The sequence below is a fragment of the Ruegeria sp. AH12 genome, assembly GCF_056541465.1.
This window is the reverse complement of record NZ_JBQFYL010000003.1, coordinates 232883-258202: the sequence shown is the minus strand read 5'-3', so window position 1 is coordinate 258202 and position 25320 is coordinate 232883. Positions and strand designations below refer to the sequence as shown.

Here is a 25320-nt window from a genome sequence, read left to right as displayed (position 1 = left end):
GCCAGCCCCCTCAGCGGAAAGTGCCGGGGGCTGGCCTGTTGCGTATGGGTTAGACAGGCAGGCCAAGCCCGCCCCGGACCTTCAGTTCCAGATAGTCTTCAAGCCCGAAGATCCCGCCTTCACGTCCGTTGCCGGATTGTTTGTAACCACCGAATGGCGAGCCATAGTTTGTGCTTTGTCCGTTTATGGTGACAGTACCTGCCTGCAATGCGGCACAGACACGTTCGGCACGTTCGGCGTCGCCCGTCTGAACGTAAGCCGCCAGGCCATAGACAGTGTCATTGGCAATCTGAATGGCCTCGTCCTCGGTCTCGAACGGGATCAGAACAAGAACCGGGCCAAAAATCTCTTCCCGCGCGATGGCCATCTGGTTTGTCACATCTGCGAAAATCGTGGGTTGTGCGTACCAACCGCTTTCAAATCCATCCGGTTTGCCGAGGCCACCGGCAATCAGTCGCGCGCCTTCGTCCATGCCGATCTGGATCATCCGCTGCACACGGTCATATTGGATATGATCGAAAAGCGGACCGATATGATCGCCGGGTTGGGCGGGGTCCCCCACGGTCTGCGCCTGTGCGGCCGCAGCGGCGATGTTGATGACCTCTTCATAGCAGCTGCGTTCGACGAGCATCCGGGTTGGGGCGTTGCAGGATTGGCCTGTGTTGTGGAAGCAGCTGATAACAGACGCTTCGACGCGCGCTTTCAGATCGGCGCTATTGTCAGCAAAGACCAGATTGGGGGATTTGCCTCCCAGTTCCAGCGCCACGCGTTTGACCGTGTCTGCGGCGTCCTTTGACACAAGGATGCCTGCGCGGGTCGAACCGGTAAAGGACATCATCGCGATGTCCGGATGCCGCGACATGGCAGAGCCGACCTGAGCCCCGTCGCCAAACACAAGGTTGAAAACGCCCGCAGGGTACCCGGCCTCGTGAACGATCTCGGCAAAGATAGCGGCGGACAGGGGCGTGTGTTCCGAAGGTTTCAACACGCAGGTGGCCCCAACGGCAAGCGCGGGCAGGACCTTAAGGGCGATCTGGCTGATCGGCCAGTTCCAGGGCGTGATCAGACCACAAACGCCAATTGGCTCTCGATACAGTACATCGCCACTGGGCAGGGTTTCGCGCGCGTCGTGGTCTTTGAGCACGCGGATGAAATCCTTGATGTGTTCGATCCCGCAGCCTGCCTGCTCTTGGCGCGACATATCGATAGGTGCACCCATCTCGCTTGTGATGGCCCAAGACATGTCCTCAAGACGTGCGGTGTAGACCTCCAGCAAACGCTCCAGCAAGGCAAGCCTTTCGGCCTTGGAGGTTCTCGAGAAGGTTGCAAAGGCGCGCGACGCAGCGGCCACTGCGTGGTCTACATCCGCAGCCGATCCGAGCGCAACCGTGCCGATCACTGAGTCATTTGCCGGGTTCCTGATCGGGAAGCCTGTGCTCGACAAGGGTGCGACCCAGGCACCGTCGATATAGTGGGTGTTCAGGTTTTTCATGTTGATCATGCCTTTCGAAAGACCTCGGTCCAGCACTGATGCTCCTGTCAGCCGATCGCATTTCATGCCGGGCGCCTCTGCATGCCCGAAATTTTTGCATCTGCCAGGATCATCTCGGCCCCGCGCGCGGCCAGCATCATGACGGGCGCGTTGGTGTTGCCAGAGGTGACGTTCGGAAACGAAGACGCATCGATCACGCGCAGCCCCGTCATGCCATGGACCCGCAGGCGCGAGTCGAGAACTGAGTCTGCGGCCGAGTTCCCCATCCGGCAGGTGCAACTGGCGTGATATACCGAATTGGCCCGCTCACGGAAATCCTCTAGCAGTGCATCGTCTGAGTGTACGGCGACATCGGGCCCTCTGCGGACCACGGCACGGATCGCAGGCGTGTTCGCCAGTTTCTGGATATTGCGCCCTGCGGCGATTGCCATGGCGCAATCTTCATTCGTCGACAGCGAGTTTGGTCGGATTTCGGGCGCTAGACGCGGGTCCGCTGACGTGATCAGAACCTCGCCACGGCTCGTGGGTCGGCAGGGCTGCGCGCAGATCAAAAAGCCGGCCTTCTTGTCCACATCGGGTTTTCCGGCAGCATTCACCCGATAGGACATCGGATTGCAATACATCTGCAAATCGGCATGCCTGTTGCGCCCGGATCGGACAAAGCCGCTGACCTGATTGATGGGTACGGCCAGGGGGCCTTGCCGCGTCAAAACATATTGCGCCCCGGCAATGATCTTGCCTGGCCAGTTGCCCAAGCGATTGTTCAGTGTCGGTTCAGTGGCCTGAAACTGATAAGAGACTGCCAGATGATCCTGCAAACCCTGGCCCACCTGCTCAAGCTGATGCTGCACATCGATCCCGTGCTTTTTCAGCAATGCAACGGAGCCGATGCCCGAGCGCTGCAGAATTTGCGGCGAGTTCACGGCCCCGGCGCTGACGATAACTTCACGCGCGGCGTGCACCACGATACTGCGGTCGCCCTGCCGATACGTGACTCCTGTTGCGGTGCCGTTTTCGACGGCAATCCGTTCGACCAGAGCGTCAGTGACAATGTGCAGGTTGGTTCGGCCTCGCGCCTTTTGCAAAAACGCGTCTGCTGCTGACCAGCGCCTGCCGTTTCTGACGGTGCTGCGCAGACGCGCCATACCCTCGCGCGCAGACCCGTTCAGATGATCCAGGATAGGCCAGCCCGCCTGACGCGATGCGGCCAGAAAGTGGTTCGAAAACGGATGCATCTTCTGGCTCAGATCAGAGACGTGAATTGGGCCGTTTCCGGTATCACCTGTTTCGGTGTGCTGCGTTTCAAGCGCGGAAAACGTTTCTGAAACAGCGGCCCAATTCCATCCCTTGGCACCTGCATGTTCCCAATCGTCATAATCATGCGGTAAGCCCTGAACATAGGCCATTGCATTGATCGAGCTTGACCCGCCGATCACACGCCCGCGCGGCCAAAAGGCCTGTCGTTGGTTCAAGCCCGGATCAGATGCGGCTGTGTAGCACCAATTGACCTTTGGGTCGTCATAGGTTTTTCCATAGCCCAGAGGCATTTTAATCCAGAAACGACGATCCGATCCGCCCGCTTCGATCAGCAAGATCCTGTGATCTCCGCAAGCTGTTAGTTTGTCAGCCAAAACGCAGCCCGCAGACCCGGCGCCAACAATGATGAAATCGTAGCTGTCCATCGCGACAACCTGCCTCTCTTTCGTGGCGCGCAACCGGCATCCACGATCCTTGGGGGCATCTTTCTGGCAGAAGTATTGTTAAATCAAACAATGGATTTTAGGATATAGGCCAAAGTTTACTTAACGGTTATGTGATATGGACCTGCCTCATCCAACTTGGCTGAGAACCTTCGAGGCTGCCGCCCGGCTTGCCAGCTTTTCGGCTGCTGCAGATGAGCTGGGCCTGACCCCTGCGGCTGTCAGCCAGCAGATGCGTTTGTTGGAAGATCACCTGAAGACCACTCTGTTCGAACGATTGCCGCGTGGTGTTGCACTCACCGATATGGGCGAAGCTTATGCGCAACCGGTGCGCCAAAGCCTTGCCGAAATGCGCACCGCTACAGCCGGGTTGTTTGGTGCTGCCAGGAAGCGACAGATCAAGGTCAGGGCCTCGATCTCATATGCCACCCTCATCATCGCGCCCCGCCTGAACGAATTTCTAGCCGAGCATCCAGATATTGATGTTGAGCTTTCAACCTTTGTCTGGGCAGGCCGTTTTCAGCAGGGCTTGGGGGATGTCGACATCCGGTTCGGCCATGGCGATTGGACGGATGGTCACGTTGCGCATCTGGGCCATGAATATGCCATTCCCGTCTGCCACAGGGACCACCTTGCGCGGTTTGGAAACGCTCCCACCTTTGATCAGCTTGCAGCCGATCACATCACAACCATCCATGGCTCAGAAGCGGATTGGCCGCAGCTGATGGAACAGTTGGGCTTAACCCCGCCGGTCTCGCAAAAGGTGACGCGCTTTGATTCGTCGTTGATGGCTTTGCAATTTGTAAGTTCCGGCTACGGGACGGCCATTGTTGTCGAAAGCTTCGCCAGCGCGTTTCTTGATCGCGGCGCCGTCGTAAGGCCGATTCCAGAAAAGCTTGCGATCCGACCGGCTCATTTCATTGTCGAACGTGAGGGGACGGAAAGACGTGACGAGGTGCGTGCGTTTTCGGATTGGGTGAAGTCAATCCATAGCTGGTCTTGAGTGGGTCAGCATGCACTGTTGATGCTATAATCTGAGACGCTCAAAAGGTGTAGACGTCCGGCGGGGCTGTTCAGATGCTGAAGGGGCGTGAATGGAACCCACGGTCAGCTTCTTCAACATCAACAATCTGCAGTTTCTGGGCGAAGCCGTGCTGAGGATGCTTTGGATTTCGCTATTATTGAATTCCATGGGTACAGCAGTTGGCAAAATATGTGGTTGGAATCGCTACGAGGGTAAGCTGACGGCAAAGCTCACGCTAGCCCCTGTTCTGGCCAAATTTCGTTCAGGTCCACTCAACGTCCATCTGGTACTGTTTTTTTAGCATCACGCCTTTTGGCAGAAGAAGGCATGACGATGATCTGTGTGACACATGAGATGGGTTTTGCACGGGATGTGTCGGACAGGGTTGCTTTTTTCCATCAGGGCGTGATGGAAGAGATTGGCTCACCCGGTCAGATCTTTGGTGATGCACAGTCCGAGAATACACGCAAATTTCTGGCCAATGTACGCTAAACAGTTGGCCAAAACGACACGTTAAGGAAGGTTACGTTTATGTCCCAGAATGTTTTCACCGGCACGATGCCGGCCCTGATGACCCCGTGCAAACCGGATCGGACACCGGATTTCGACGCGCTGGTGAAAAAGGGCAAGGAAATGATCGCGGCAGGTATGTCGGCTGTCGTGTATTGCGGTTCGATGGGCGACTGGCCGTTGCTGTCAGATGCCGAGCGTATGGAAGGGGTTGAGCGTTTGATCGACGCCGGGCTGCCCGTTGTCGTCGGAACGGGCGCGATCAATTCAAAATCCGCCGTGGCGCTGGCGGCACATGCGCAAAAGGTCGGGGCAGCAGGTTTAATGGTGATCCCGCGCGTGCTGTCGCGCGGCTCGTCTATTGCGGCACAGCGGAACCATTTCAAGGCGATCCGCTCAGCGGCTCCGAACATACCTGCAATTATCTACAACAGCCCGGTCTATGGCTTTGCAACCCGTGCCGATCTGTTTCTGGAACTGCGCTTTGAACACCCCAGCCTGGTTGGGTTCAAGGAATTCGGCGGCAAAAGCGATCTGCGTTATGCAGCGGAACATATCACATCCAAAGATGATCAGGTCACTTTGATGGTTGGTGTGGACACCGAGGTTTATCATGGCTTCGTCAATTGCGGTGCAAGCGGTTCGATTACCGGCATTGGCACAGCCTTGCCGCGCGAGGCGCTGTTGCTGGCGGCGCTGTGCCAAAAGGCAGCCGCAGGTCATGCCGAGGCACGTCAGCGTGCGCTGGAACTGGAAGAGGCTTTTGGCGTGCTGGCCAGCTTTGACGAAGGTACGGATCTGGTGCTCTACTACAAATACCTTCTGGTGCTGAACGGTGAAGAGGAATACCGCTTGCATTTCAACGAAACAGACGAACTGACGGACGCGCAACGCAACTATTGCGAACAGCAATATGCCCTGTTCCGTGCTTGGTTCAAAGATTGGTCCAAACAGGGCGGGATCATAGCTGAATGCATGTAATCGACAGCCACACAGGCGGGATGCCCACGCGTGTAATCCTGGATGGCGGCCCTGATCTGGGTTCAGGGTCTCTGGCCGAACGCGCCCATCGTTTGGCGAACGCGCACAAGGCGTTTTACAAATCTGTCCTGCTGGAACCGCGCGGTCAGCCTGGTATGGTTGGGGCGCTGCTGGTTGATCCGAAGGACCCGGGTAGCGAAACAGGCGTGATCTATTTCGACGCTGATGCGGTTCTGGGCATGTGCGGCCATGGCACTATCGGTTTGGCTGTCACGCTGGCCTATCACGGCCGGATCGCCCCCGGCAGGCACAATTTTGAGACCCCGGCCGGTCTGATTTCGGTAGACCTGTTAGATGCAAATACCGTGCGTGTCACCAATGTTGAAAGTCGCCGCGTCCGCGCCTCGGTTGCGGTTGAAGTTGCGGGCCATGGGCAGGTGATCGGAGACCTGGCCTATGGCGGGAACTGGTTCTTTATCGTTGACCCAAGTCCGATCGCTGTGGAGCCGCGCAACATCCGTGACCTGAGCGATCTGGCGATCGCCATTCGCAAAGCGTGTATCGCGCAAGGTGTGACGGGCGAAAACGGTGAGCTTGTGGACCATGTGGTGTTGCAGGGACAATCCGATGTCGCAGGTATCCACAGCCGCAACTTTGTACTGTGCCCCGACGATGAATATGACCGTTCGCCCTGTGGAACCGGCAGTTCCGCCCGACTGGCTTGCCTTGCGGCCGATGGGGTGTTGGCGCCGGGTGAAGAGATCGTGCAGGAAAGCGTTATCGGCAGCCCCTATCGGCTGAGCTATCAGCTAGGTGCAAATGGCGGCGTTATTCCCAGCCTGACCGGGCAGGCCCATGTCATGGGGGAAGGTAAGTTGATTTTCGCGCAAGATGATCCGTTTCGGGCAGGTATATCCTTTTGATAGGCTCTTTTGGGGGCAGAGCGATCTGGCCCTATGGGAAACGCAATGTGAAAGCACTCAACCATGCAGTCTAGCATTCAACCGGATATTATTGTGATCGGAGCAGGCCTGATCGGGATCAGCACGGCACTGGCATTGCAAAAGCGCGGCAAACAGGTGTTGGTGCTGGATCGTGACGGGGTGGCGGCAGGGGCCTCGCAAGGCAATGCCGGGGCGTTTGCTTTTACTGAGATCGAGCCGCTGGCCACGCCGGGGATCATGCGCAAGGCGCCGAAATGGCTGATTGACCCGCTAGGGCCGTTGTCGATCCCGCCTTCCTACGCGCTGAACATAGTTCCATGGATGCTGCGGTTTTGGCGGGCCAGCTGGCGGGATCGTTACATCGCGTCGCTAAATGCGCAGGCAGAGTTGATGAACCACTGTCGTGCCGCTTTGGAGCGTCAGATCGCGGACGTGAAGGGCGAGGCATTCATTCAGCGCGACGGCCAATTGCAGTTGTTCGAAAGCGAGGCCGAGTTTCGAGCCAGCCTACTCACCTGGGAGCTGCGCAAGGACCATGGGATTCCATTTGACCTGCTTGAGGGCCCCGAGGCGATCGCCGAGATTCAGCCGGGTCTGGATCGCGGGTTCACCCATGCAGGGTTCACGCCGACCTGGTTGAACACCATAGACCCCGCTCAATGGACCACCCATTTGGCCAAGCAGTTCACATCGCGCGGAGGGCAAATCGAGATTGCGGATGTTTCTGCGCTGATACCCATTGAAGCCGGAGCAAGGGTAACGACCAGCACGGGGGAGTTGACTGCGAAACAAGTCGTTGTCTGTGCGGGCGCATGGTCGCACCGATTGGCTGCAACCTTGGGAGACCGCATCCCGTTGGAGACCGAGCGCGGATACAACACGACTCTACCCAAAGGGGCCTTTGATCTGCGGACTCATCTGACCTTTGGCGGGCATGGCTTTGTTGTCTCGCGGATCAATGGTGGTGTGCGCGTTGGTGGTGCGGTCGAGCTGGGAGGGTTGAAACTAGCGCCCAACTTCAAGCGGGCTGATACGTTGCTGAACAAGGCAAAACGCTTCATGCCGGGCTTGAACACAGATGGTGGCACGCAATGGATGGGTTTTCGCCCGTCGCTGCCGGACAGCCTTCCGGTCATTGATCGTTCGGCCCGGTCTCCGCAGGTTCTGTATGGCTTTGGGCATGGCCATCTGGGGCTAACCCAATCGGCGGGCACAGCTGAGCTGATCGCTGATCTGGCCGTGTGTAACGAGCCGGATATAGACATGGCGCCCTATGCCTCGACGCGTTTCTAATCTGGAGGATGGCCGATGAAGATCACCGGAATGAATGTCTATCAGCAGGATCTGCCGCTGAAAGAGGGTCGGTAAAGCTGGTCCAATGGCAACTTTGTTGAGGTCTTTGAGAGCACTGTCCTGGATGTCATCACAGATGAAGGTCTGAGCGGATATGCCGAATGCTGCCCGTTGGGTTCGGCATATTCGCCATCATTCGCTTTTTGGGGGTCCTGGCGGGGTTGGCCGAACTGGCCCGCATCTGATCGGGCAAGACCCACTGAATATCGGGCAGATCAACCGCACTATGGGTGCCGCTTTGCGCGGCCATCCTTATGCCAAGGCACCCGTTGACATTGCGTGTTGGGATTTGTTGGGCAAGGCCACGGATCAACCGCTATATACTCTTCTCGGGAGTGCGGCTCAGGGCGACGTGGTACTGTTTCGCACCATCGGTCAGGACGCGCCCGACCTGATGGCCAGAAAGATCGAAGGCCATGCCGCTGAAGGCTATACCAAGTTCCAACTGAAAGTTGGCGGCGCGGCCAATGAGGATATTGACCGTATCCATGCTACTAGCGCGGTTCTGAAAAAGACAGACCTGTTGGTGGCGGATGCCAATACCGGCTGGACCCGGCATCAAGCCGCGCGCGTGGGAGGGCGATTTCCAATCTGGATGTCTATGTAGAACAGCCTTGTCTGACCTATGAGGAATGCGCCTCGATCCGTCGGCGCACTGTAGGGTCCGTCCGGCAGAATAGGAACAGCATTGTTCGGGTCAGTCGCGTAGTGGCACATGGCGACATTGGCACCGGCGGCTGAGATCGTATCAAAGCTGTCGCAGATGTATCCCGGCTGCCGCTGGCGAAACTCAGGTATTTTGTTTTCGGCTTCGCGCTCTGTCACCCAATCTTGTTTTGCTGTGTGTTCAGGACCACGCTTGCAGCTCGCTGTAGTCAAATACATGGTCGGCAACCGGAGTGCCAAACGTCACTCCATATATCGCTTCTCCATTTCGTCATAGTAGGCTTTCTGAACCGCACCCTGACGCACCTCAAAGCTGGCGACTGGTCCGCTTTCATCCATCCGACCATCGGATTTCAGCAAAGACAGCGCATCATGCATGCCTTTCAGCGCACCCTGCAACGCGACATTGGCGTAAAGCACAAGGCCAAACCCCATCTCGTCCAGTGTGGAAAAATCGATGATTGGGGTTTTGCCGCCAACAACCAGGTTGATCAATTGCGGAGTGCCATTCAAACGCCTGGGGATGTTGCGAATATCTTCCATGCTTTGGGGCGCTTCGACAAATGTAATGTCGGCCCCGTCTTCAATAAAAGCCTGGGCGCGTTCGATCGCCGCATCGAACCCTTGTGTCGCGCAGGCATCCGTGCGGGCAACCACAAGGAAATTTGGATCCTGACGCGCGTCCACGGCGGCCTTGATCCGGCTGCGCGCTTCGACCAGATCGACAACATGCTTGCCCGTGAAATGGCCGCACCGTTTTGGATTGACCTGATCCTCCAGCTGAATGGCACTGGCGCCTGCACGCTCCAATGTGCGCACGGTGTGATGCACGTTCAGAGCATTGCCGAACCCGGTATCTGCATCAACCACGATGGGCAGTTCCGTGCTGTTGCGAACGGCCGATGTATGCTGCGCAATCTCGGGGAGCGAGATAAAGCCCAGATCAGGCATGCCTAAGTTTGTGTTGGTCAGGCCGGCACCCGAAATATAGACCGCCTCAAAACCCAGCTGATCAATCACGCGCGCGGCGAGGGCATTGGCAGCACCGGGTATCAAAACCGCTTTGCCCGTGTTCAGGCGTTCGCGGAATGCTTTATTGATTTCATGGTTCATCATCGGCGCGCCCTCCGGCTTGTGGCGTTACCTGAATGCCTACCGAAGCCCGCTTAATGTGGCAAGTTGAGCAACTACGCGTTCTATCAGATGAAACAAAACCATCAACTTGTGGTAAGGCTGCGCGCCAGACTTTCTAGCAACGGGATCGTGTTTGCCCTTGTTTCGGCGTCGAACCTATTGGCCAGACCCGAGACCGTCAGTGCGCCGATTAGATGCCCCTCGGCATCGAAGACTGGAGTGGCCACCGATGAGATGTTCGGATTGGTTTGGCCCTCGGAACTGGCTGTGCCGTTTTTGTTGAACTTCGCCAGGTCACCAACATCCTCGCCCGAGAAGTGTCGCAGCACCAGTCCTGAGGCCCCGGTCGACAATTGCAGGCGCATGCCTTCTTCGACATGAAAGCGCAGTAGGTTTGGTGAGTTTTCTCTGTATAAACAAATGCGTTCATTGCCAGAACGCACATAGAAAGAGGCGGTTTCCCCCGTCGCTTCAGCCAGGATTTTCAGCGACGGGGCGACATGTTCGCGTTTGGTGAAATCACGCCGGAAAATCAACCCAAGCCGCCAGACACTGGGCCCCACACTGAACCGGCCGTCCTCGTCACGCTGGATGAAACCATAGATGCTCATGGAATTTGTTATGCGCAGGATGGTGCTTTTGTGCAGCCCGGTTTCCTCGGCCAACTCGGCCAGAGACATGATGGGGTGCTGGGTCGAAAACGCGCTTAGGATTGACATGGCGCGCTCGACGGATTCCGTTCTGTTCGATGGCATGGCGTTCTGTCAGATGAAACGATACTGGATCAACCTTGCTGTATCTCTTTGGTATTGTCTAGCTTGGTGGCAATTCTGGAGGCCACCGTGACAGACGCTATGCACAAACCAATCGCCAATACGTCGTTCCGGGCCGTGGATTATTGTGCCTTGCTGGGGCGCGACTATCGGACGCTGCCCTATTCGTTGCGGGTCTTGGCGGAGAATGCAGCGCGTCATTCCGAGGGTGGTTCAGCGGCGCTGGACGTACTCGCGCGGGCCGGGGATGCGGTTCCGTTTCGCCCTGCACGCATGTTGCTACATGACATGCTGGGTATTCCCGCGCTGATCGATATCATGGCCATGCGCAACCGTTTGGAAGAGGTGGGTGGCGACCCGAGCGTGGTTGATATGAGTTTGCCGGTCGATCTGGTGATCGATCATTCCATGTCCATCAATCATTGGGCTGAAAAGCTTGCGCTGACCAAGAACATGGATCGCGAGTTTGAGGTGAACCGCGAACGCTTTGCGTTTCTGAAAGCCTGTGAGGCGAGGTTCCCAAAGCTGCGGGTTATCCCACCCGGAGGGGGCATTTGCCACCAGGTCAACCTTGAATATCTTGGGCAGACGGTTCTGCCGTCCAATGAGAACCCGGATATACTGATCCCGGATTCTAGCCTGGGCACTGACAGCCATACCCCAATGATCAATGCGCTTGGGATCATGGGCTGGGGTATTGGCGGACTCGAGGCCGAGGCGTTGCTGTTCGGTGAAACCACGCCGGTCAACGTGCCGCGCGTGATCGGGCTTGAGGTCACGGGTAAGCCGTCAGACCATGTAACCGCCACGGATATTGCGCTGGTCATCGCCGAGAAGCTGCGCGCGATTGGGGTGGTCGACACCTTCGTCGAACTGTTTGGCAGCGGCTATGCTGAACTGAGTGTGGCCGACCGTGCCACCATTGCCAATATGGCCCCGGAATATGGCTCGACCATGGTATTCTGCCCGGTGGATGAGCGTACAATCGGATATCTGCGACAGACCGGCCGCAACGACAGTGCCAAACTGGCCGAGCTGTATTGCCAAGAGCAGAACCTATGGGTCGAGGGTATGGATGCTTCGGTTGACTATGAGCAGGTTGTTGAACTCAATCTCAATCAGATTGGCCGCTCGGTTTCCGGCCCGTCGCGCCCAGAACAGCGGATCGACCTCTCGGCTGCAACGGACCGCCTGAGTTTCGAAGGTGAGGTCGAGCGCAGAGTGCCCGTGCCCAATGCGGCACATGACATTGGCGATGGTGATGTGATCATTGCGGCTATTACCAGCTGCACCAACACAGCGAACCCTCGAAACATGGTTTTGGCTGGCCTTGTCGCCCGCAACGCAGTAGCGTGTGGGTTGACTGTTAAACCGCATGTCAAAACCTCCTTGGCGCCGGGCTCGCGCGTAGTGGCCAAATACCTGTCTGAAAGTAGCCTGCAAGATCCGTTGGATGCGCTTGGCTTTGAGGTTGCCGCCTTTTCCTGCTCGACCTGCAATGGGATGTCCGGCCCCCTTGAGCCCGCGCATGAAGAGGCGATCAAGAAGCATGATGTCAAAGGTATTGCGGTCTTGTCAGGAAACCGGAATTTTGCCGGGCGGATTCATCCGCTTGCATCGCGAAACATGATCGCGTCGCCGCCTCTGGTCGTGGCCTATGCCTTGATGGGAACGATCCTGAAAGACATCACAACCGAACCGCTGGGAACCGATCAAGATGGCAACCCCGTGATGCTGGATGATTTGTGGCCCTCGGCGGATGAGGTAGCGCGGATTGTTGAGACCTACGTGACGCCTGACGAATTCCGCGAAAATTACGCGGCCATCGGGGATGTCAACGATCGGTGGAATGCCATGGGTGTTGGGACAGGGACCTATGCATGGGAGCCTTCGACCTATGTCTCTTTCCCGCCTTTCGTAAAAGACATCAGCCCCAAGAAGATCGGGCTTGAACCTCTGCGGGGTCTGCGCCCGTTGGCTATTCTGGGTGACAGCGTAACGACAGATCATATCTCACCTTCGGGTATCATCACGCCCGAGTCAGAAGCGGGCCAGTTTCTGCAGGCACAAGGCGTAGCGCAACGCGACTTTAATTCTTTTGGAACCCGACGCGGTTGTTCTGACGTTGTTATTCGCTCGACATTCGCGAACTATCGCCTGCGCAATGAAATGACCCCCGACAAAGAAGGGTCCTGGACCAGGGTGGAGCCCGAGGGGCAGGTGACATCGATTTTCAAGGCGATCGAAACCTATCTGGACCGGGATCAGAAACTCGTCGTGATCGGGGGCAAGGAATATGGCTGCGGCTCCTCCCGGGACACAGCGGCCAAAGCCCCTTGGTTGGCCGGCATTCGTGCCGTCATCGCAGAAAGTTTCGAACGTATTCACCGCTCGAATCTTGTGAATATGGGGATCGCGCCGCTGTGTTTCCCGGAAGGTGTAGACCGCAAAAGCCTGCAACTGGACGGGTCCGAGACCTTTGATATCGATTTCAGTGAGGACCTCACCACTGCCTCTCTGACCATCCATCGAAAGGATGGTCGTACCCAAACCACGCCGCTAGACCTTCGGCTGTATAATGACGGTGAGCGCGCGACCTTTGCCGAGGGCGGGTTGTTGCCGCGCGCGTTTCGCGGTTTTCTGGCGGGGGCGGCCTGATGGCAGAGCGGTTGCGAGCGGCGTTTTATCGGGGCGGGACCTCGAAGGCGGTTGTGTTCAACGGTGCAGATTTGCCCAAGGATCAGTCGTTGCGTGATCGCATATTCCTTCACGTCCTGGGTAGCCCGGACCCCTATGGCCGGCAGTTGAACGGAATGGGCGGGGGGCTGTCATCGCTGTCCAAAGTGGTGATTGTTGAACCGTCGAGCCGGGACGATGCGGATGTGGAGTACACCTTCGTACAAATTGCGGTGGATGAGCCGGTTGCCGATTACGGCTCGGCCTGCGGAAACATGTCATCCTGTGTCGGGCCCTTCGCGGTTGAGGAAGGGATGCTTCCGGTTGCAGCAGACCAAAACGAAGCGCTTGTTCGCATCTACAGCACCAATACCGACAGTATTTATCACGCGCGCTTTCCAGTGCGCGATGGCCAACCCGTGGAAGAAGGCTCGTTTGCGATTCCCGGTGTGTCCGGGGCTGGGGCAAAGGTCACAATTGACTTTCTGGCCCCCGGTGGTGCGGGCACCGGGACTCTGCTGCCAACAGGTAATGTTGTTGATGTTCTTCAGATTGACGGGTTCGGGGCGCTTGAGGTCTCTTTGATCGATGCTGCCAATCCGGTGGTGTTTTGCCGTGCTGCGGATCTGAACAAAACGGCCACCGAACCTCCGCAGGATTTGGATGGTGATCCTGAATTCATGGCGCTGATAGAACAAATTCGTGCCGCGGGGGCTGTGGCGATGGGGATGGCCTCATCTGTTGAGGGCGTGACACGCTCAAGCCCGAAGGTCGCCATGCTTGGTGAACCCAAGGAATTCACGGCCCTTGATGGACGTGTGCATGGAGCGGACAGCCATGACGTGAATGTACGGCTTGTCTCGATGGGGAATTTTCATCGTGCCATTACACTGACCGGAGCGATGTGCACTGCAGTCGCTGCCCAGATACCGGGCACGCTGGTGCAAAGGATTGCGCAACCCACAACTCAGGGCCTGCGCATCGGCAACCCATCGGGTAATTTGCCGACCACTGCGAATGTCCAGACTCGCCCATCTGGACCCGAGGCGATATCTGCCGGAACGTTTCGAACCCAAAGGCGCCTCATGGAAGGTGCGGTGCTGTATCCGGCCGAATTGGCGGAGGGTGCGCTTTGATCAATGCGAACGATAAACCCACAGCAGACCTGAGCGATGCGCATCCCAACAAGCTCTGGCCGGTGCGTCAACAGTTCACGGATTATGGAGCAAAAAGAAGCTTTGCGGGGCGTATCCACACCGCAGTCACGGCTGAAGATACCAAGCTGGTTCAAGAGAAACTCTTTACTTTGCAGGGAAATGGCGGTGTCATTGTTCTGGATGGCGGCGGATCACTGCGCACGGCATTGCTGGGAGACATGATGGCAGAACGGCTGATTGCCAACGGATGGTCAGGGATCGTCATGAACGGGGCGGTTCGTGACAGTGAACGTCTTGCGCGTCTTGACCTTGGTATCAAAGCGCTTGGGACGACGCCGGTTCGATCAGGCAAAAGCGGCATTGGGGCAATCGATGTTCCCGTCGCCTTCGGAGGAACGCTGTTTGAGCCGGGGCAGTACATCTACTGTGATCAAGACGGAATTCTGGTGGCACAGAATCCGATCTAACAAAGATAACGAAATGCCAACCAATGGGAGGAAACAATGGCAAAATTTCAACTTACACGCCGGACCTTTGCGGCTGCTGCGGTGGCAGCGATGTCGCTGGGGATGCCGACGCTTGCACAAGCGCAGGAAGTCGTGGAGAGCATCCACTTTCTCATTCCTGGCGGCGCTGGCGGCGGCTGGGACGGCACAGCCCGCGGTACTGGCGAGGCACTGACAAAGTCAGGGTTGGTCGGAACTGCGAGCTACGAGAATATGTCCGGCGGTGGTGGCGGTAAGGCCATCGGCTATCTGATCGAGAACGCGGACAGCAATCATGGCACCTTGATGGTCAACTCAACGCCCATCGTGATCCGGTCGCTGACAGGCGTGTTCCCACAGAATTTCCGCGATCTAACGCTTGTGGCCGGAACGATCGGTGACTATGCGGCGCTGGTGGTTGCGGCGGACGGGCCAATTCAGGACCTGAACGGGCTGATCGAAGCGTTCAATGCTGATCCAAATTCGACCGCCGTTGGTGGCGGATCAGTTCCCGGCGGGATGGACCATCTGGTTGCAGCTATGGTTTTCCAGGCGGCGGGCGCTGATCCAGTGGCCATGAAATACGTCCCTTATGATGGCGGTGGGGCCACTATGGCAGGCCTGCTGTCGGGCGAAGTTCAGGCAGTCTCAACCGGCTTCTCCGAAGCGGTCGAACTGGCCAAGGCTGGTGAGGTGCGCATCATTGGCGTGACCTCGGATGATCGAGTGGACGCATATCCAGATGCTCCGACCATGAAAGAGCAGGGCAACGACACCGCGTTCGTCAACTGGCGTGGGTTCTTCGCGGCCCCTGGTCTGCCTGACGACAAGCTGGCGGCTTATCAGGACGCTTTGACCCAGATGTACGGCACGCCGGAATGGGTCGAAGTTCGTGATCGCAACGGCTGGGTCGACATCCACAACAACGGTGATGACTTCCGCACCTTCCTGGAACAGCAGGAACAGGAAATCGGGGATCTGATGAAGAAGCTTGGCTTCCTCTAAGTCGACTGTTCACAGCTAAGACAGGCGTCCGGCCCTAAGCCGGGCGCCTCAGGCAATTTGGGGAGGGGATGAAATGGCACTGGATCGCTGGATTGCGCTTGTCATTCTTTTGATCTGTTTGGCCTATGGCTATGCGGCTTTTTTTACCATGGATGATTTGCTGCCGCCGATCATGCGGCGCAGCCCGATATGGCCATCGAGCTTCCCCAAGGTCCTGGTTATCGGTGCCATTTTGATGGCCCTTTCGATCATTTTGGGTTTGGAAAAGACGCCCGAGAAAGAAAAACCCGCAGATATCAACCTTGCGAAATTGCATGAATACAAGGTCGGCCAGGCTGTGATGTTACTGGCGCTGATGGTCGCCTATGCGCTTATGCTGCGCCCTTTGGGATTTTTGGCGTCGACCTTCCTGTTTCTAAGCATTGGCAGTTTCATACTGGGGGAACGGCGATACGTTCTGATGGCTGTTGTCGGCGGCGTCGCTGCCGGTGTTGTCTGGTATCTTGTCGATGTGGTGCTTGGGATTTTCCTGAGCCCGTTCCCCGGATTTCTGACCGCTATGGCAAACGGAGGCTGATATGCTTGAGGGACTTATGACAGGCCTCGCAACGGCCTTTACACTCACAAACATCCTGATGGTGATCGGTGGGTGTTTGATCGGAACCTTCATTGGCATGTTGCCGGGTTTGGGGCCGATGTCGATCATTGCGATCATGATCCCGGTCGCGATCACGATCGGCGACCCGTCAGCGGCACTGATCCTTCTGGCAGGGGTTTATTACGGCGCAGTCTTTGGTGGCTCGACTTCATCAATCTTGATCAACGCGCCGGGGGTGGCATCGACAGTGGCCACCAGTTTCGATGGCTATCCGCTGGCTCGTTCGGGCCAAGCGGGTAAGGCGCTGACCGTTGCCGCGATCTCATCCTTTGCGGGTGGTACGATTGGGGCGGTGTTGTTGATGGTCTTTGCCCCAGCTTTGGCCTCGGTGGCGTTGCTGTTCCATTCCTCAGAGTATTTTGCGCTAATGGTCGTCGGCTTGTCCGCCATTGCAGCATTTGCCGGTACTGGGCAGGTTGGCAAAGCGTTGTTGATGACGTTTTTAGGTCTGATCATGGCCACGGTGGGCGAAGGTGTTCTGTTCAATGCGCCGCGTTTCACCATGGGGATCATGGACCTGCAATCGGGCTTTGGCTTCATTACGCTTGCGATGGCCATGTTTGCCTTGCCCGAGGCGATTTACCTGGTGCTTGATCCCAATCGGTCCAAAACCGGCGATGGTGACAGCGGCAAGATCAGCAATCTGCGCATCGACCGGGAAGAGGCCAAGAAGATTGCACCGGTGATTGGACGCCAATCAATTCAAGGCTTCTTTATTGGCGTCTTGCCAGGGGCAGGCGCGACCATTGCATCCTTTCTTGGGTATGCGGTCGAACGGAATATTGCACCGAAGGAAGAACAAGAACGCTTTGGCAAGGGTGAGATCAAAGGCATTGCCGCGCCTGAAAGTGCCAACAATGCCGCCTGTACCGGATCGTTTGTGCCTTTGTTGACGCTGGGTATTCCCGGGTCCGGTACAACCGCGATTCTGCTTGGGGCTTTGATCGCCCTGAATGTCAGCCCGGGCCCACGCCTCATGATCGATGAACCACAGATTTTCTGGGCCGTGATCATTTCGATGTATCTGGGCAATCTGGTACTGCTGATCCTGAACCTGCCGCTGATCCCGTACATCGCCAAGGTCTTGGCGGTGCCGCGCAATTTCCTGATCCCCTTCATTTTATTCTTTACGCTCATGGGGGCGTATATCGGGCAGAACAACGCGACAGAGCTGCTGATACTGGTCGGCTTCGGTGTCTGCGCGACGATCTTGCGCTTTGCAGACTATCCGCTGGCGCCGCTGCTGATCGGGTTCATCCTTGGGCCGCTGCTTGAAAACAACTTTTCGCGGGCGATGCAGCTTTATGATGGCATGGGCTTTATTTGGGAGCGGCCGATGACTTTAGGGCTTCTGGCGATCGCTGTCATATTGGTTTTGCTTCCAAGCTACCGTCAGCGTCGGGCCGTAGCGCGCGCCAAAGGGGTTGCTGACGGCGACTGATATTCAACTTTGATGTTGTAGGTATCGCGGGTCACGCGCCAGACAGAGTTAGATCTGGCGCGTGATTATCTATCGTCTTTGTCAAGCAATGCCGCTGCTTTAGCCGCCTGAGAACACAAACATCAGCTGGCCTCTGCAAGTAGGCTTGCATTGCCGCCTGCGGCCGTGGTGTCGACACAGACGTGGCGCTCCATTACGCAGCGTTCGCCGAAATCGCTCTCAGTAGCCAACGGGATAAGGGCGCCGTCGCGATCTGCCAGCGCTTTTCTTATGGCACGCTGTTCAGCCTCTGATCCCCAGTAAACGACGAGGTCAAAGCCACGGAGCGCGGTAAGAGAAGCCGGGTCGAGTACACCGTCTATTGCGACGATGCCTTGTGCACCGGGTGCGACCGTGATCGGAGCGCAGCCGTGTGCGCGAACAATCGACGCCTGCTGCTGCGCTGCAACAAGATTTGGCCCCAAGCACAGAACCTTACCACGGCCATAGGTCGACAGAACGTTGGATTCTCCGGTTGGTCCTGGCAACTCATAAGTACTGAGTGCCAGCCTTTCAGGGGCCGCTGTTGCGTCAATCACCCTCTGAACATCGGCCAGCGACGCCATGGTCCCGGTTTCAGCTGGAAGCTGGCTGGTGGTGCCTTGGGTAAAGCGCTTCACATAAGAGGGGCCGCCTGCTTTTGGCCCGGTTCCCGAAAGACCCTCGCCCCCGAACGGTTGCGACCCGACGATGGCCCCAATCTGGTTGCGGTTGATATACATATTGCCCGCGTTCACACGCGATGTGACCTGCTCGATCCGGTCATCGATCCGCGAATGCATGCCAAAGGTCAGTCCGAATCCGGTTTGGTTGATCGCATCGACAACCTGGTCCAGCTCGGAGGCTTTGAAGGTCGCGACATGCATGACCGGGCCAAAGACCTCTTTCTCCATGTCGCCGATACCTGAAACGCGCAGCACGGTGGGCGGCACAAATGTGCCTGTGTCGGGCACCGTAAGTTGTTTGAGGACGCGGCCCTGACCGCGTGCAACCTCAATATAGTCCAGGATTTCTTTCTGGGCACCACTTTCGATGACCGGGCCGACATCTGTACGTAGATCCCATGGGTTGCCGATGACCAGTTCGTCCATCGCGCCATAGAGCATCTCGAGAACCGTATCTGCGACATCTTCCTGAACATAGAGGATACGCAGGGCCGAACAGCGCTGACCAGCGGATTGGAACGCCGATGCGACGATGTCCTTGATCGCTTGCTCGGGCAGCGCCGTAGAGTCGACGATCATTGCGTTCAACCCGCCAGTTTCCGCGATCAGCGGCGCGCCGGGTTCGATCTCTTGGCTCATTGCGCGGTTGATGGTTTGGGCCGTGAAGGTCGAACCTGTGAAGCACACACCGTTAACGCGGGGGTCAGACGTCATTTTGGCGCCGACAACGGAACCACGGCCGGGGATCAGTTGCAGACTGCTGATAGGCACACCCGCCTGATGCATCAAACGAACTCCGATTGAGGCGATGATTGCGGTCGGTTCGGCGGGTTTTGCAATCACGCCGTTACCTGCTGCAAGTGCCGCCGCAATTTGGCCCGAGAAAATCGCCAAAGGAAAGTTCCAGGGCGAAATACACGCGATCACCCCGCGCGCTGGGCGATTGAGCTCCAATGCGCGCGCTGCGTAGTAGCGTAGGAAATCGACGGCTTCGCGCAGCTCGGCAATCGCATCCATCGGGGTTTTGCCAGCTTCCCGGGTCAGGGCTGCGAAGATTTCGCCGAAGTTCTTCTCGTATAAATCCGCAGTCTTATTCAGAACGTCTGCCCGCGTCTGGGCATCCGCGCCCCAGGCCTTTGCCGCGCTCAGCGCTGTTTCCATGTCTTCTGCAGCGGCCTGCTTTGCAGTTCCCAGCTTGTCCGCGTGATCAGCCGGGTTGATTACGTCAAGAACGCGGTCACCGATGACCTCACCTTCGATGATTGGGCCGACATTCCAAACGGTGTTTTGGAAGGGGGTGCGGGCCTGTTCAATATCTGCCAGATCGGTTGTGTCATGCAAATCCCAGCCGCGCGAGTTCGGGCGTTCGGTCCCATACAAGGCATTCGGCATCAGCACAGATGAGTTGCGGTTGGGGGTGGCAATTGTTTCGAACGGATCGGTGGCGATGGCTTCGGCCGGAACGGCCTCATCTACAATCTGGTTCACGAAGGAAGAGTTCGCGCCGTTTTCCAGCAACCTGCGGACCAGATAGGCCAGAAGATCGCGATGCGCGCCAACCGGAGCGTAAATCCGGCAGCGGGTGCCTTCGCCTTCCAGCACCAGATCGTGTAGTGAATCCCCCATGCCATGCAGGCGCTGGAACTCAAACGCGCGCTTATCGTCAGCCATTTCCAGAATGGCAGCGACCGAATGTGCATTGTGCGTGGCAAATTGCGGATAGATGCGATCTGTCATCTCCAGCAGTTTCTTGGCGCAACAGATATAGGATACGTCAGTTGCTGCTTTTCGGGTGAATAGGGGGAAACCGCCAAGCCCTTCGACCTGTGCCCGTTTGATTTCGGTATCCCAATAGGCACCTTTGACCAGACGCACCATGATCTTGCGATCAAGTTCGGTGGCCAGCGCGTTCAGCCAGTCCAGAACATGCGACGCACGTTTTCCGTAGGCCTGAACCACAACCCCAAAGCCATTCCAGCCTGCCAGCGATGGATCACGCAGAACGGCTTCGATCACGTCAAGCGACAGGTCGAGCCTGTCCGCCTCTTCCGCGTCGATATTCAGGCCCATGCCTGCGTCTTTTGCCTGTTGCGCAAGCTTCAGCGTCAGCGGCACCAGCTCGGCCATGACCCGGTCTTTCTGACCGACTTCATAGCGAGGGTGTAGCGCGGACAGCTTAATCGAAATGCCCGGGTTGTCGCGAATATCCTTGGAACGGCATTCCTGGGCCAGAGCGGCAATGGCGTCCTGATAGGCGACAAAGAACCCCTTTGCATCGGCTGCCGTCAGCGCAGCCTCACCCAGCATGTCGTAGGAGTAGGTATAACCCTGGGCTTCCTTCTTCTTGCCGCGCTTGACCGCCTCTTCGATGGTTTGGCCGAGAACGAATTGAGCCCCCATTTCTTTCATCGCACGTCCGACAGCGGCGCGGATGACAGGCTCACCCAGTCGTTTGACGGCACCTTTCAGGGTCGCAACAAGGCCGCTGCCTTCCTGAAGAACCTTGCCGGTCAGCATCAGCGCCCATGTCGACGCGTTGACTAGTGAGGAAGAGGAGTTGCCAAGGTGCTGACCCCAGGCCGAAGGTGCAATTTTGTCTTCGATCAGGGCGTCGATCGTATCTGCATCCGGCACGCGTAACAGCGCCTCGGCCAGACACATCAGGGCAACGCCTTCGCTGGTGGACAGGCCGTATTCGGCCAGAAAGACCTCCATCAAGCCGGGTTTGTCGTCTGCCCTGATCGATTTCACCAAGGCGACTGCACGGTTGCGTGCCGCTGCACGATCAGATGCTGTCAGCTCAGCCGCTTGGGTGAGTTCTCTCAGAACCTCGGATTCGTCACGCAAATGGTTCTGGCGCATTCGGTTCCTGATTTTAGCCAACTCTGACATTGCAGCTCTCCTGAGTTCTTTGCGCTTTGACGCTTGCCGCGCAGGGTACCAGAGTTTCGGAATGCATGTTGCCTAAAGAGGGGGCAAAAGATAGAAGAATTAGCTAAATAGTATAAATTTCGCAGGCGTGATGATGATAAAAATTGACAAAGATAGGCAACTAGATCGTTACGATCGTGCGATCATTGCGATTCTTGCGCGGGAAGGCAGGATACCTGTTACAGAGTTGTCTGTGCGGGTTGGTTTATCTAAAACCCCATGCCAGATCAGGCTGAAACGCTTGCAGGAAGATGAGATCATCCTTGGTTTTCAGGCCGTCATCAATCCGGCCAAGATGGACCTAGAGCAAGTGGCCTTTGTCGAGGTCAAGCTGTCCGACACGACCGAGCCCGCTTTGTCCGCTTTCAATGCAGCGGTTCGCAAGGTACCGGAGGTTGAACAGTGCCATATGATTGCGGGGGCATTCGATTATTTGATCAAGATCCGTACATCGAGCATGAGGACATTTCGCCAAGTGCTGGGAAAAACCATCTCGTCTCTGCCTAACGTCGCCAGCACGTCGACCCATGTCTCAATGCAATCTGTCAAAGACAGCGAAACATTTTAGGCACAGCTGTAAACGCGACACTGGTACACGTGATATGTGGCTTTGAAATTTTCCGATTTGCCAGCGTTTGAGGCGGTTTTTCAGAAGAAGATGATGAAACCCAAACAGATGGCCCTTCGCTCATCGATTGCGGTGATTGTTCTGCACCGTATAAGATCGGTGGATCAGGCTCATCAGCGGTTCACGTTGACAAATCAGCAGACCAACCGGCGTCGTGATTGGTGTTTGCGAAACGGATCATTCCGCCAGAAGCGCCGAAAGATCAGCCGCGCCTTTTTGCAAAATCTGCAAGAAAGACATCAGACTTTCTACGTCATGACGCTGAGTTGGCGCATGAACGGAAAGTGTTGCAACCAACCTGTCCTGCCTATCCTGAACAGGCACCGCAAGAGCGGTCATCCCGGTCATGAACTCTTCATCATCAGTGGAGTACCTGTTGTCGGCGACACGTTGGATTTCTGTGCGTAAAGCGTCGGGGTCGGTCAAAGAGCGTTCGGTCTGGGGTTGCAAATTGCCGGCGGAAAGAAAGCCATCCAGTGTTTTTTGCCGCAATGTGGACAGGTACATCTTGCCACTGGCGGTGCAATGAAAGGGCACTTGTGTACCGACGGGCAATTGAATGCGCAATGGCCATTTGGTTTCGACCCGGTCCAGATAGATCATACCTTCACGGTCCGGGGTGGCGAGATTGCAGGTCTCACCCACCTGTTCGGCCACGCTGCGCAAGATCGCCAGACGCGCTGTACGCAGGTACTCGGAAGACATCGTATTGACTGAAAGCAACCTTAGCCGGTGGCCGGGGCCGTATGAGCGGCCATCCAGATCGCGTTGCAGGAACCCTTCGGCCTCGGCGGTTTGCAACAAGCGGTGGACCGTTGGTTTCGCCAATCCCAATGCGTCGATAAGATCAGATGGTTTTACGGCAACCCCGCGCCGCGCCACCTCCTCTAGTATGAGGAGAAGGCGCAAGTTAGTCGGGATTTGAGTTTCTTTTTCTTGTGTTTCCGTCAGGGCCATCCCGCAACAGTCTAGTTATTTGGCAGCAGGATCAAGGCCAGATCGGGCACAAGCGAAACCAGAATCCATACCGACAGCAAAGATACCAGATAAGGCACGGTGTATCTGAGCAGCCGGAAATAGGGCACTCCGGTCACACCCGAAGCGACATACAGGTTCAACCCGTAAGGCGGTGTGATGAAGCCGATGGACGCGCCGACCAGGAAGATCACGGAGAAGTGGATCGGATCAATGCCAACCGAGGCTGCAATCGGAGCCAGGATCGGGGCTAGGATGATCGTCACCGGCAGACTTTCCAACACCATGCCCGAGAAGAAGACGATTACCATCGAGGTGAACAAAACCGCGTAATAGCCACCCATTGAGGTTACGAAATTGCCGATGGTCTCCTGTGCACCAAGCAAAGACAGAATTTGCTGCATCACGACTGAAATTGCGATCAGCGGTGCGAGGATACCTGTGATCTGAGCCGATCGGATCACGATCGAAGGGATTTCTGGAATTGTGAAGCCTTCGACCACGAACATCTCAGCAAACGTTTTCTCGGTTGGTGAAATGTCGTTCCGCGCGCCCATGATGCGGTTGATCGGATAGCTGACGAGACCCGCGATGACGCAAAAACCTACGGTCACGCCCGCCGCCTCGGTAGGGGAAAATTTGCCAGTGTAGATGCCCCACAGCACCAGGCCGATGGCGAAGAAGCCAAGCCAAGCTCCGAACGCGGTTTTTAGCACCCGGTTCAGTTGCAGCGGGATCAAGTGGCCCCAGCCGTTCATGCGGCAGATGATCCAGCAGGCAAACTGCATGCCAAAGACCATTAGAGCGCCGGGCAGGATGCCCGCGACGAACAGCTCAGAAATCGGCAGGTTCATCAGGAACCCGTAGACGATGAAGATAATCGAGGGAGGAATGATAATCCCCACCGTGCCGCCCGCCGCAGCGGTTGCCGCACTGAACCGTTCGTCATAACCACCCTTGACCATCTCCGGGTGCAACATGGAACCAATCGTAGCGGTGGTTGCGGAATTTGATCCCGAGATTGCGGCGAACAATCCGCAAGCGCCCAATGACGCCATCGCAAGCCCGCCGCGTATCCATCCGAGACATGCATAGGCGAAGTCGCTAAGCCTTCGGGCGATACCAGACTTGTTGATCAGGTCACCGGTCAGAATGAAGAGGGGCATCGCCAGAAGGGCAAAGCCTTTATTAAAAACATTCAGAAGCTCTGCGCCCATGTTGTCCAGCGTCAGGCCGAGGACAAAGGAACAACCGATGACCCAATAGCCGATGACCAGCAGAACGGGCACGCCCAGCATGAACAGGAAGGTGACCCCCAGCGAGATCAGTGTGACCATGGTTCCATCTGTCATCAGTCTGCTCCGATCACGGCCTGCTTGATCAGCGGCTCGCCTGTTTTCCAGTTATGCAGATCGTCGGCGAGGTTTTGAAACACCCGTCCAACCATCAGAAAGAACGATAGCGGTGCGGCCAGAAGGAACCACCACTGCATGATGTTGTCAGTCCCCAGGACAATCTGGAAGTTCGAAGCCGACAGCGCCACCAACCGCGTCGTGGTCACGATGACGATCACTGCAAAGATGAACCAAAGGACCGCATCCAGGATCAGGCAGGCCAGTTGGCCGCCGCGGGGCATGGAGGTGCGGAATTCACTAAAGCTCAGATGTGTACGCAGGCGAACATTGTAGGAGGCGCCGAACCATGCCATCACCATAAACAGCAGGGGCGGAATGGTCGTTGACCAGGGTTCTTGATCGTTGAACACAAATCGATCAATCACGCCCCAGAAGATGATGAAGGCAATCGCCAGGTAGGAATAGACCATCACGGATCGTTCAAAATGGCGTTCGACAAAGGGCACTTTCCGGTAAACCCACATGATGAGAAGCCCACCCAAGGCCGCGACGATTGCGCCCAAAACCCATGTCGCGTCGGATTCCAGTGCAGATTGTATCTCGAATGAATCAAAGGTGAGAAGAGCGCTAAAGATAGCGCCTATGTCTGCCCAAAATGACATGAGCCCCGTCCTCCCAGTCGGTGTTTTGTGGAACCGGCCCAAACGGGCCGGTTCTTGAAGAGCTTA

The 25320-nt window shown here is 56.8% G+C and carries 22 protein-coding genes and 1 pseudogene; 14 read left to right on the top strand and 9 right to left on the bottom strand.

Features of this window, described 5'->3' with window-relative positions:
- Positions 1–49: 49 nt before the first annotated feature.
- Both ACR0EL_RS07945 and ACR0EL_RS07940 read right to left on the bottom strand, forming a co-directional pair.
- Positions 50–1492 (bottom strand): aldehyde dehydrogenase family protein, encoded by a 1443-nt coding sequence (locus ACR0EL_RS07945; RefSeq protein ID WP_480499459.1) that lies wholly within the window; start codon positions 1490–1492, stop codon positions 50–52.
- A gap of 62 nt (positions 1493–1554) precedes the next feature.
- Positions 1555–3174, bottom strand: a complete 1620-nt coding sequence (locus ACR0EL_RS07940; protein ID WP_480499266.1) for a GMC family oxidoreductase — start codon at positions 3172–3174, stop codon at positions 1555–1557.
- A gap of 136 nt (positions 3175–3310) precedes the next feature.
- Between ACR0EL_RS07940 and ACR0EL_RS07935 the strand changes: the two genes are divergently transcribed.
- The 7 genes and pseudogenes from ACR0EL_RS07935 to ACR0EL_RS07905 all read left to right on the top strand — a co-directional run bounded on the left by ACR0EL_RS07935 (position 3311) and on the right by ACR0EL_RS07905 (position 8611).
- Entirely contained in the window at positions 3311–4195 is an 885-nt protein-coding gene (locus ACR0EL_RS07935) for a LysR substrate-binding domain-containing protein (RefSeq protein WP_480499265.1), read from the top strand.
- Between the two features lie 91 nt (positions 4196–4286).
- On the top strand, positions 4287–4517 hold the full coding sequence (locus tag ACR0EL_RS07930; RefSeq protein ID WP_480499264.1) for a hypothetical protein: 231 nt from the start codon (positions 4287–4289) through the stop codon (positions 4515–4517).
- 11 nt (positions 4518–4528) lie between these two features.
- A pseudogene (glnQ, locus tag ACR0EL_RS07925) lies at positions 4529–4708 on the top strand (glutamine ABC transporter ATP-binding protein GlnQ); the annotation flags it as partial.
- Positions 4709–4747: 39 nt separating this feature from the next.
- Positions 4748–5707 carry a dihydrodipicolinate synthase family protein gene (locus ACR0EL_RS07920; protein WP_480499262.1) on the top strand — a complete coding sequence of 320 codons (960 nt, stop codon included), beginning with the start codon at positions 4748–4750 and terminating at the stop codon, positions 5705–5707.
- Positions 5698–6630 carry a 4-hydroxyproline epimerase gene (locus ACR0EL_RS07915; RefSeq protein WP_480499260.1) on the top strand — a complete coding sequence of 311 codons (933 nt, stop codon included), beginning with the start codon at positions 5698–5700 and terminating at the stop codon, positions 6628–6630. The genes ACR0EL_RS07920 and ACR0EL_RS07915 overlap by 10 nt, the downstream gene beginning before the upstream one ends.
- 63 nt (positions 6631–6693) lie before the next feature.
- Positions 6694–7944, top strand: a complete 1251-nt coding sequence (locus tag ACR0EL_RS07910) for an NAD(P)/FAD-dependent oxidoreductase (RefSeq protein ID WP_480499258.1) — start codon at positions 6694–6696, stop codon at positions 7942–7944.
- 154 nt (positions 7945–8098) lie between these two features.
- Positions 8099–8611, top strand: a complete 513-nt coding sequence (locus ACR0EL_RS07905; RefSeq protein ID WP_480499256.1) for an enolase C-terminal domain-like protein — start codon at positions 8099–8101, stop codon at positions 8609–8611.
- On the opposite strand, the gene ACR0EL_RS07900 is transcribed toward ACR0EL_RS07905, so the two are convergent.
- The 3 genes from ACR0EL_RS07900 to ACR0EL_RS07890 form a co-directional block, all read right to left on the bottom strand.
- Positions 8563–8889, bottom strand: coding sequence for a M24 family metallopeptidase (locus ACR0EL_RS07900; RefSeq protein ID WP_480499254.1), 327 nt, complete (start codon positions 8887–8889; stop codon positions 8563–8565). The two genes, ACR0EL_RS07905 and ACR0EL_RS07900, sit on opposite strands and share 49 nt — an antisense overlap.
- Positions 8890–8913: 24 nt before the next feature.
- Positions 8914–9786 carry an isocitrate lyase/PEP mutase family protein gene (locus tag ACR0EL_RS07895; RefSeq protein ID WP_480499252.1) on the bottom strand — a complete coding sequence of 291 codons (873 nt, stop codon included), beginning with the start codon at positions 9784–9786 and terminating at the stop codon, positions 8914–8916.
- Positions 9787–9887: 101 nt separating this feature from the next.
- Entirely contained in the window at positions 9888–10559 is a 672-nt protein-coding gene (locus ACR0EL_RS07890) for an IclR family transcriptional regulator (protein ID WP_480499250.1), read from the bottom strand.
- 87 nt (positions 10560–10646) lie between these two features.
- On the opposite strand from ACR0EL_RS07890, the gene acnA reads away from it, so the two are divergent.
- The 6 genes from acnA (at position 10647) to ACR0EL_RS07860 (ending at position 17999) form a co-directional block, all read left to right on the top strand.
- Positions 10647–13235, top strand: a complete 2589-nt coding sequence (gene acnA, locus ACR0EL_RS07885) for an aconitate hydratase AcnA (RefSeq protein WP_480499248.1) — start codon at positions 10647–10649, stop codon at positions 13233–13235.
- Positions 13235–14389 (top strand): PrpF domain-containing protein, encoded by a 1155-nt coding sequence (locus ACR0EL_RS07880; protein ID WP_480499246.1) that lies wholly within the window; start codon positions 13235–13237, stop codon positions 14387–14389. Before acnA ends, ACR0EL_RS07880 begins: the two co-directional genes overlap by 1 nt.
- Positions 14386–14877: a ribonuclease E activity regulator RraA gene (gene rraA / locus ACR0EL_RS07875; protein ID WP_480499244.1), complete on the top strand. Its 492-nt coding sequence runs from the start codon at positions 14386–14388 to the stop codon at positions 14875–14877. Before ACR0EL_RS07880 ends, rraA begins: the two co-directional genes overlap by 4 nt.
- 36 nt (positions 14878–14913) lie before the next feature.
- The gene (locus ACR0EL_RS07870) at positions 14914–15900 is read left to right on the top strand and encodes a tripartite tricarboxylate transporter substrate binding protein (protein ID WP_480499242.1); all 987 of its coding nucleotides are present in this window, start codon (positions 14914–14916) and stop codon (positions 15898–15900) included.
- A 73-nt stretch (positions 15901–15973) separates the two neighbouring features.
- Complete coding sequence (locus ACR0EL_RS07865) at positions 15974–16477, top strand: tripartite tricarboxylate transporter TctB family protein (protein WP_353009728.1); 504 nt, start codon at positions 15974–15976, stop codon at positions 16475–16477.
- Position 16478: 1 nt separating this feature from the next.
- A complete protein-coding gene (locus ACR0EL_RS07860) occupies positions 16479–17999 on the top strand; it encodes a tripartite tricarboxylate transporter permease (RefSeq protein WP_353009730.1) in 1521 nt (506 codons plus the stop codon).
- Positions 18000–18121: 122 nt separating this feature from the next.
- Here the strand turns inward: ACR0EL_RS07860 and putA are convergent, their stop codons facing one another.
- Complete coding sequence (gene putA / locus ACR0EL_RS07855) at positions 18122–21595, bottom strand: bifunctional proline dehydrogenase/L-glutamate gamma-semialdehyde dehydrogenase PutA (RefSeq protein ID WP_480499239.1); 3474 nt, start codon at positions 21593–21595, stop codon at positions 18122–18124.
- A 130-nt stretch (positions 21596–21725) separates the two neighbouring features.
- Between putA and ACR0EL_RS07850 the strand changes: the two genes are divergently transcribed.
- Positions 21726–22202 carry an Lrp/AsnC family transcriptional regulator gene (locus ACR0EL_RS07850; RefSeq protein WP_480499237.1) on the top strand — a complete coding sequence of 159 codons (477 nt, stop codon included), beginning with the start codon at positions 21726–21728 and terminating at the stop codon, positions 22200–22202.
- A 237-nt stretch (positions 22203–22439) separates the two neighbouring features.
- Here the strand turns inward: ACR0EL_RS07850 and ACR0EL_RS07845 are convergent, their stop codons facing one another.
- From ACR0EL_RS07845 to ACR0EL_RS07835, 3 genes are read right to left on the bottom strand one after another with little or no spacing between them, the layout of a single operon-like run.
- The gene (locus tag ACR0EL_RS07845) at positions 22440–23219 is read right to left on the bottom strand and encodes an IclR family transcriptional regulator (protein WP_353009738.1); all 780 of its coding nucleotides are present in this window, start codon (positions 23217–23219) and stop codon (positions 22440–22442) included.
- Between the two features lie 11 nt (positions 23220–23230).
- Complete coding sequence (locus ACR0EL_RS07840) at positions 23231–24589, bottom strand: TRAP transporter large permease (protein WP_353009741.1); 1359 nt, start codon at positions 24587–24589, stop codon at positions 23231–23233.
- Positions 24589–25254: a TRAP transporter small permease gene (locus ACR0EL_RS07835; protein ID WP_480499234.1), complete on the bottom strand. Its 666-nt coding sequence runs from the start codon at positions 25252–25254 to the stop codon at positions 24589–24591. The genes ACR0EL_RS07840 and ACR0EL_RS07835 overlap by 1 nt, the downstream gene beginning before the upstream one ends.
- Positions 25255–25320: the final 66 nt, after the last annotated feature.

Excerpts from the sequence above, each read along its gene's own strand:
- ACR0EL_RS07945 (WP_480499459.1), bottom strand. The coding sequence starts at position 1,492 with ATGAAAAACCTGAACACCCACTATATCGACGGTGCCTGGGTCGCACCC.
- ACR0EL_RS07940 (WP_480499266.1), bottom strand. The coding sequence starts at position 3,174 with ATGGACAGCTACGATTTCATCATTGTTGGCGCCGGGTCTGCGGGCTGC.
- ACR0EL_RS07935 (WP_480499265.1), top strand. The coding sequence starts at position 3,311 with ATGGACCTGCCTCATCCAACTTGGCTGAGAACCTTCGAGGCTGCCGCC.
- ACR0EL_RS07930 (WP_480499264.1), top strand. The coding sequence starts at position 4,287 with ATGGAACCCACGGTCAGCTTCTTCAACATCAACAATCTGCAGTTTCTG.
- ACR0EL_RS07920 (WP_480499262.1), top strand. The coding sequence starts at position 4,748 with ATGTCCCAGAATGTTTTCACCGGCACGATGCCGGCCCTGATGACCCCG.
- ACR0EL_RS07915 (WP_480499260.1), top strand. The coding sequence starts at position 5,698 with ATGCATGTAATCGACAGCCACACAGGCGGGATGCCCACGCGTGTAATC.
- ACR0EL_RS07910 (WP_480499258.1), top strand. The coding sequence starts at position 6,694 with ATGCAGTCTAGCATTCAACCGGATATTATTGTGATCGGAGCAGGCCTG.
- ACR0EL_RS07905 (WP_480499256.1), top strand. The coding sequence starts at position 8,099 with ATGCCGAATGCTGCCCGTTGGGTTCGGCATATTCGCCATCATTCGCTT.
- ACR0EL_RS07900 (WP_480499254.1), bottom strand. The coding sequence starts at position 8,889 with ATGTATTTGACTACAGCGAGCTGCAAGCGTGGTCCTGAACACACAGCA.
- ACR0EL_RS07895 (WP_480499252.1), bottom strand. The coding sequence starts at position 9,786 with ATGATGAACCATGAAATCAATAAAGCATTCCGCGAACGCCTGAACACG.
- ACR0EL_RS07890 (WP_480499250.1), bottom strand. The coding sequence starts at position 10,559 with ATGCCATCGAACAGAACGGAATCCGTCGAGCGCGCCATGTCAATCCTA.
- ACR0EL_RS07880 (WP_480499246.1), top strand. The coding sequence starts at position 13,235 with ATGGCAGAGCGGTTGCGAGCGGCGTTTTATCGGGGCGGGACCTCGAAG.
- ACR0EL_RS07870 (WP_480499242.1), top strand. The coding sequence starts at position 14,914 with ATGGCAAAATTTCAACTTACACGCCGGACCTTTGCGGCTGCTGCGGTG.
- ACR0EL_RS07865 (WP_353009728.1), top strand. The coding sequence starts at position 15,974 with ATGGCACTGGATCGCTGGATTGCGCTTGTCATTCTTTTGATCTGTTTG.
- ACR0EL_RS07860 (WP_353009730.1), top strand. The coding sequence starts at position 16,479 with ATGCTTGAGGGACTTATGACAGGCCTCGCAACGGCCTTTACACTCACA.
- putA (WP_480499239.1), bottom strand. The coding sequence starts at position 21,595 with ATGTCAGAGTTGGCTAAAATCAGGAACCGAATGCGCCAGAACCATTTG.
- ACR0EL_RS07850 (WP_480499237.1), top strand. The coding sequence starts at position 21,726 with ATGATGATAAAAATTGACAAAGATAGGCAACTAGATCGTTACGATCGT.
- ACR0EL_RS07845 (WP_353009738.1), bottom strand. The coding sequence starts at position 23,219 with ATGGCCCTGACGGAAACACAAGAAAAAGAAACTCAAATCCCGACTAAC.
- ACR0EL_RS07840 (WP_353009741.1), bottom strand. The coding sequence starts at position 24,589 with ATGACAGATGGAACCATGGTCACACTGATCTCGCTGGGGGTCACCTTC.
- ACR0EL_RS07835 (WP_480499234.1), bottom strand. The coding sequence starts at position 25,254 with ATGTCATTTTGGGCAGACATAGGCGCTATCTTTAGCGCTCTTCTCACC.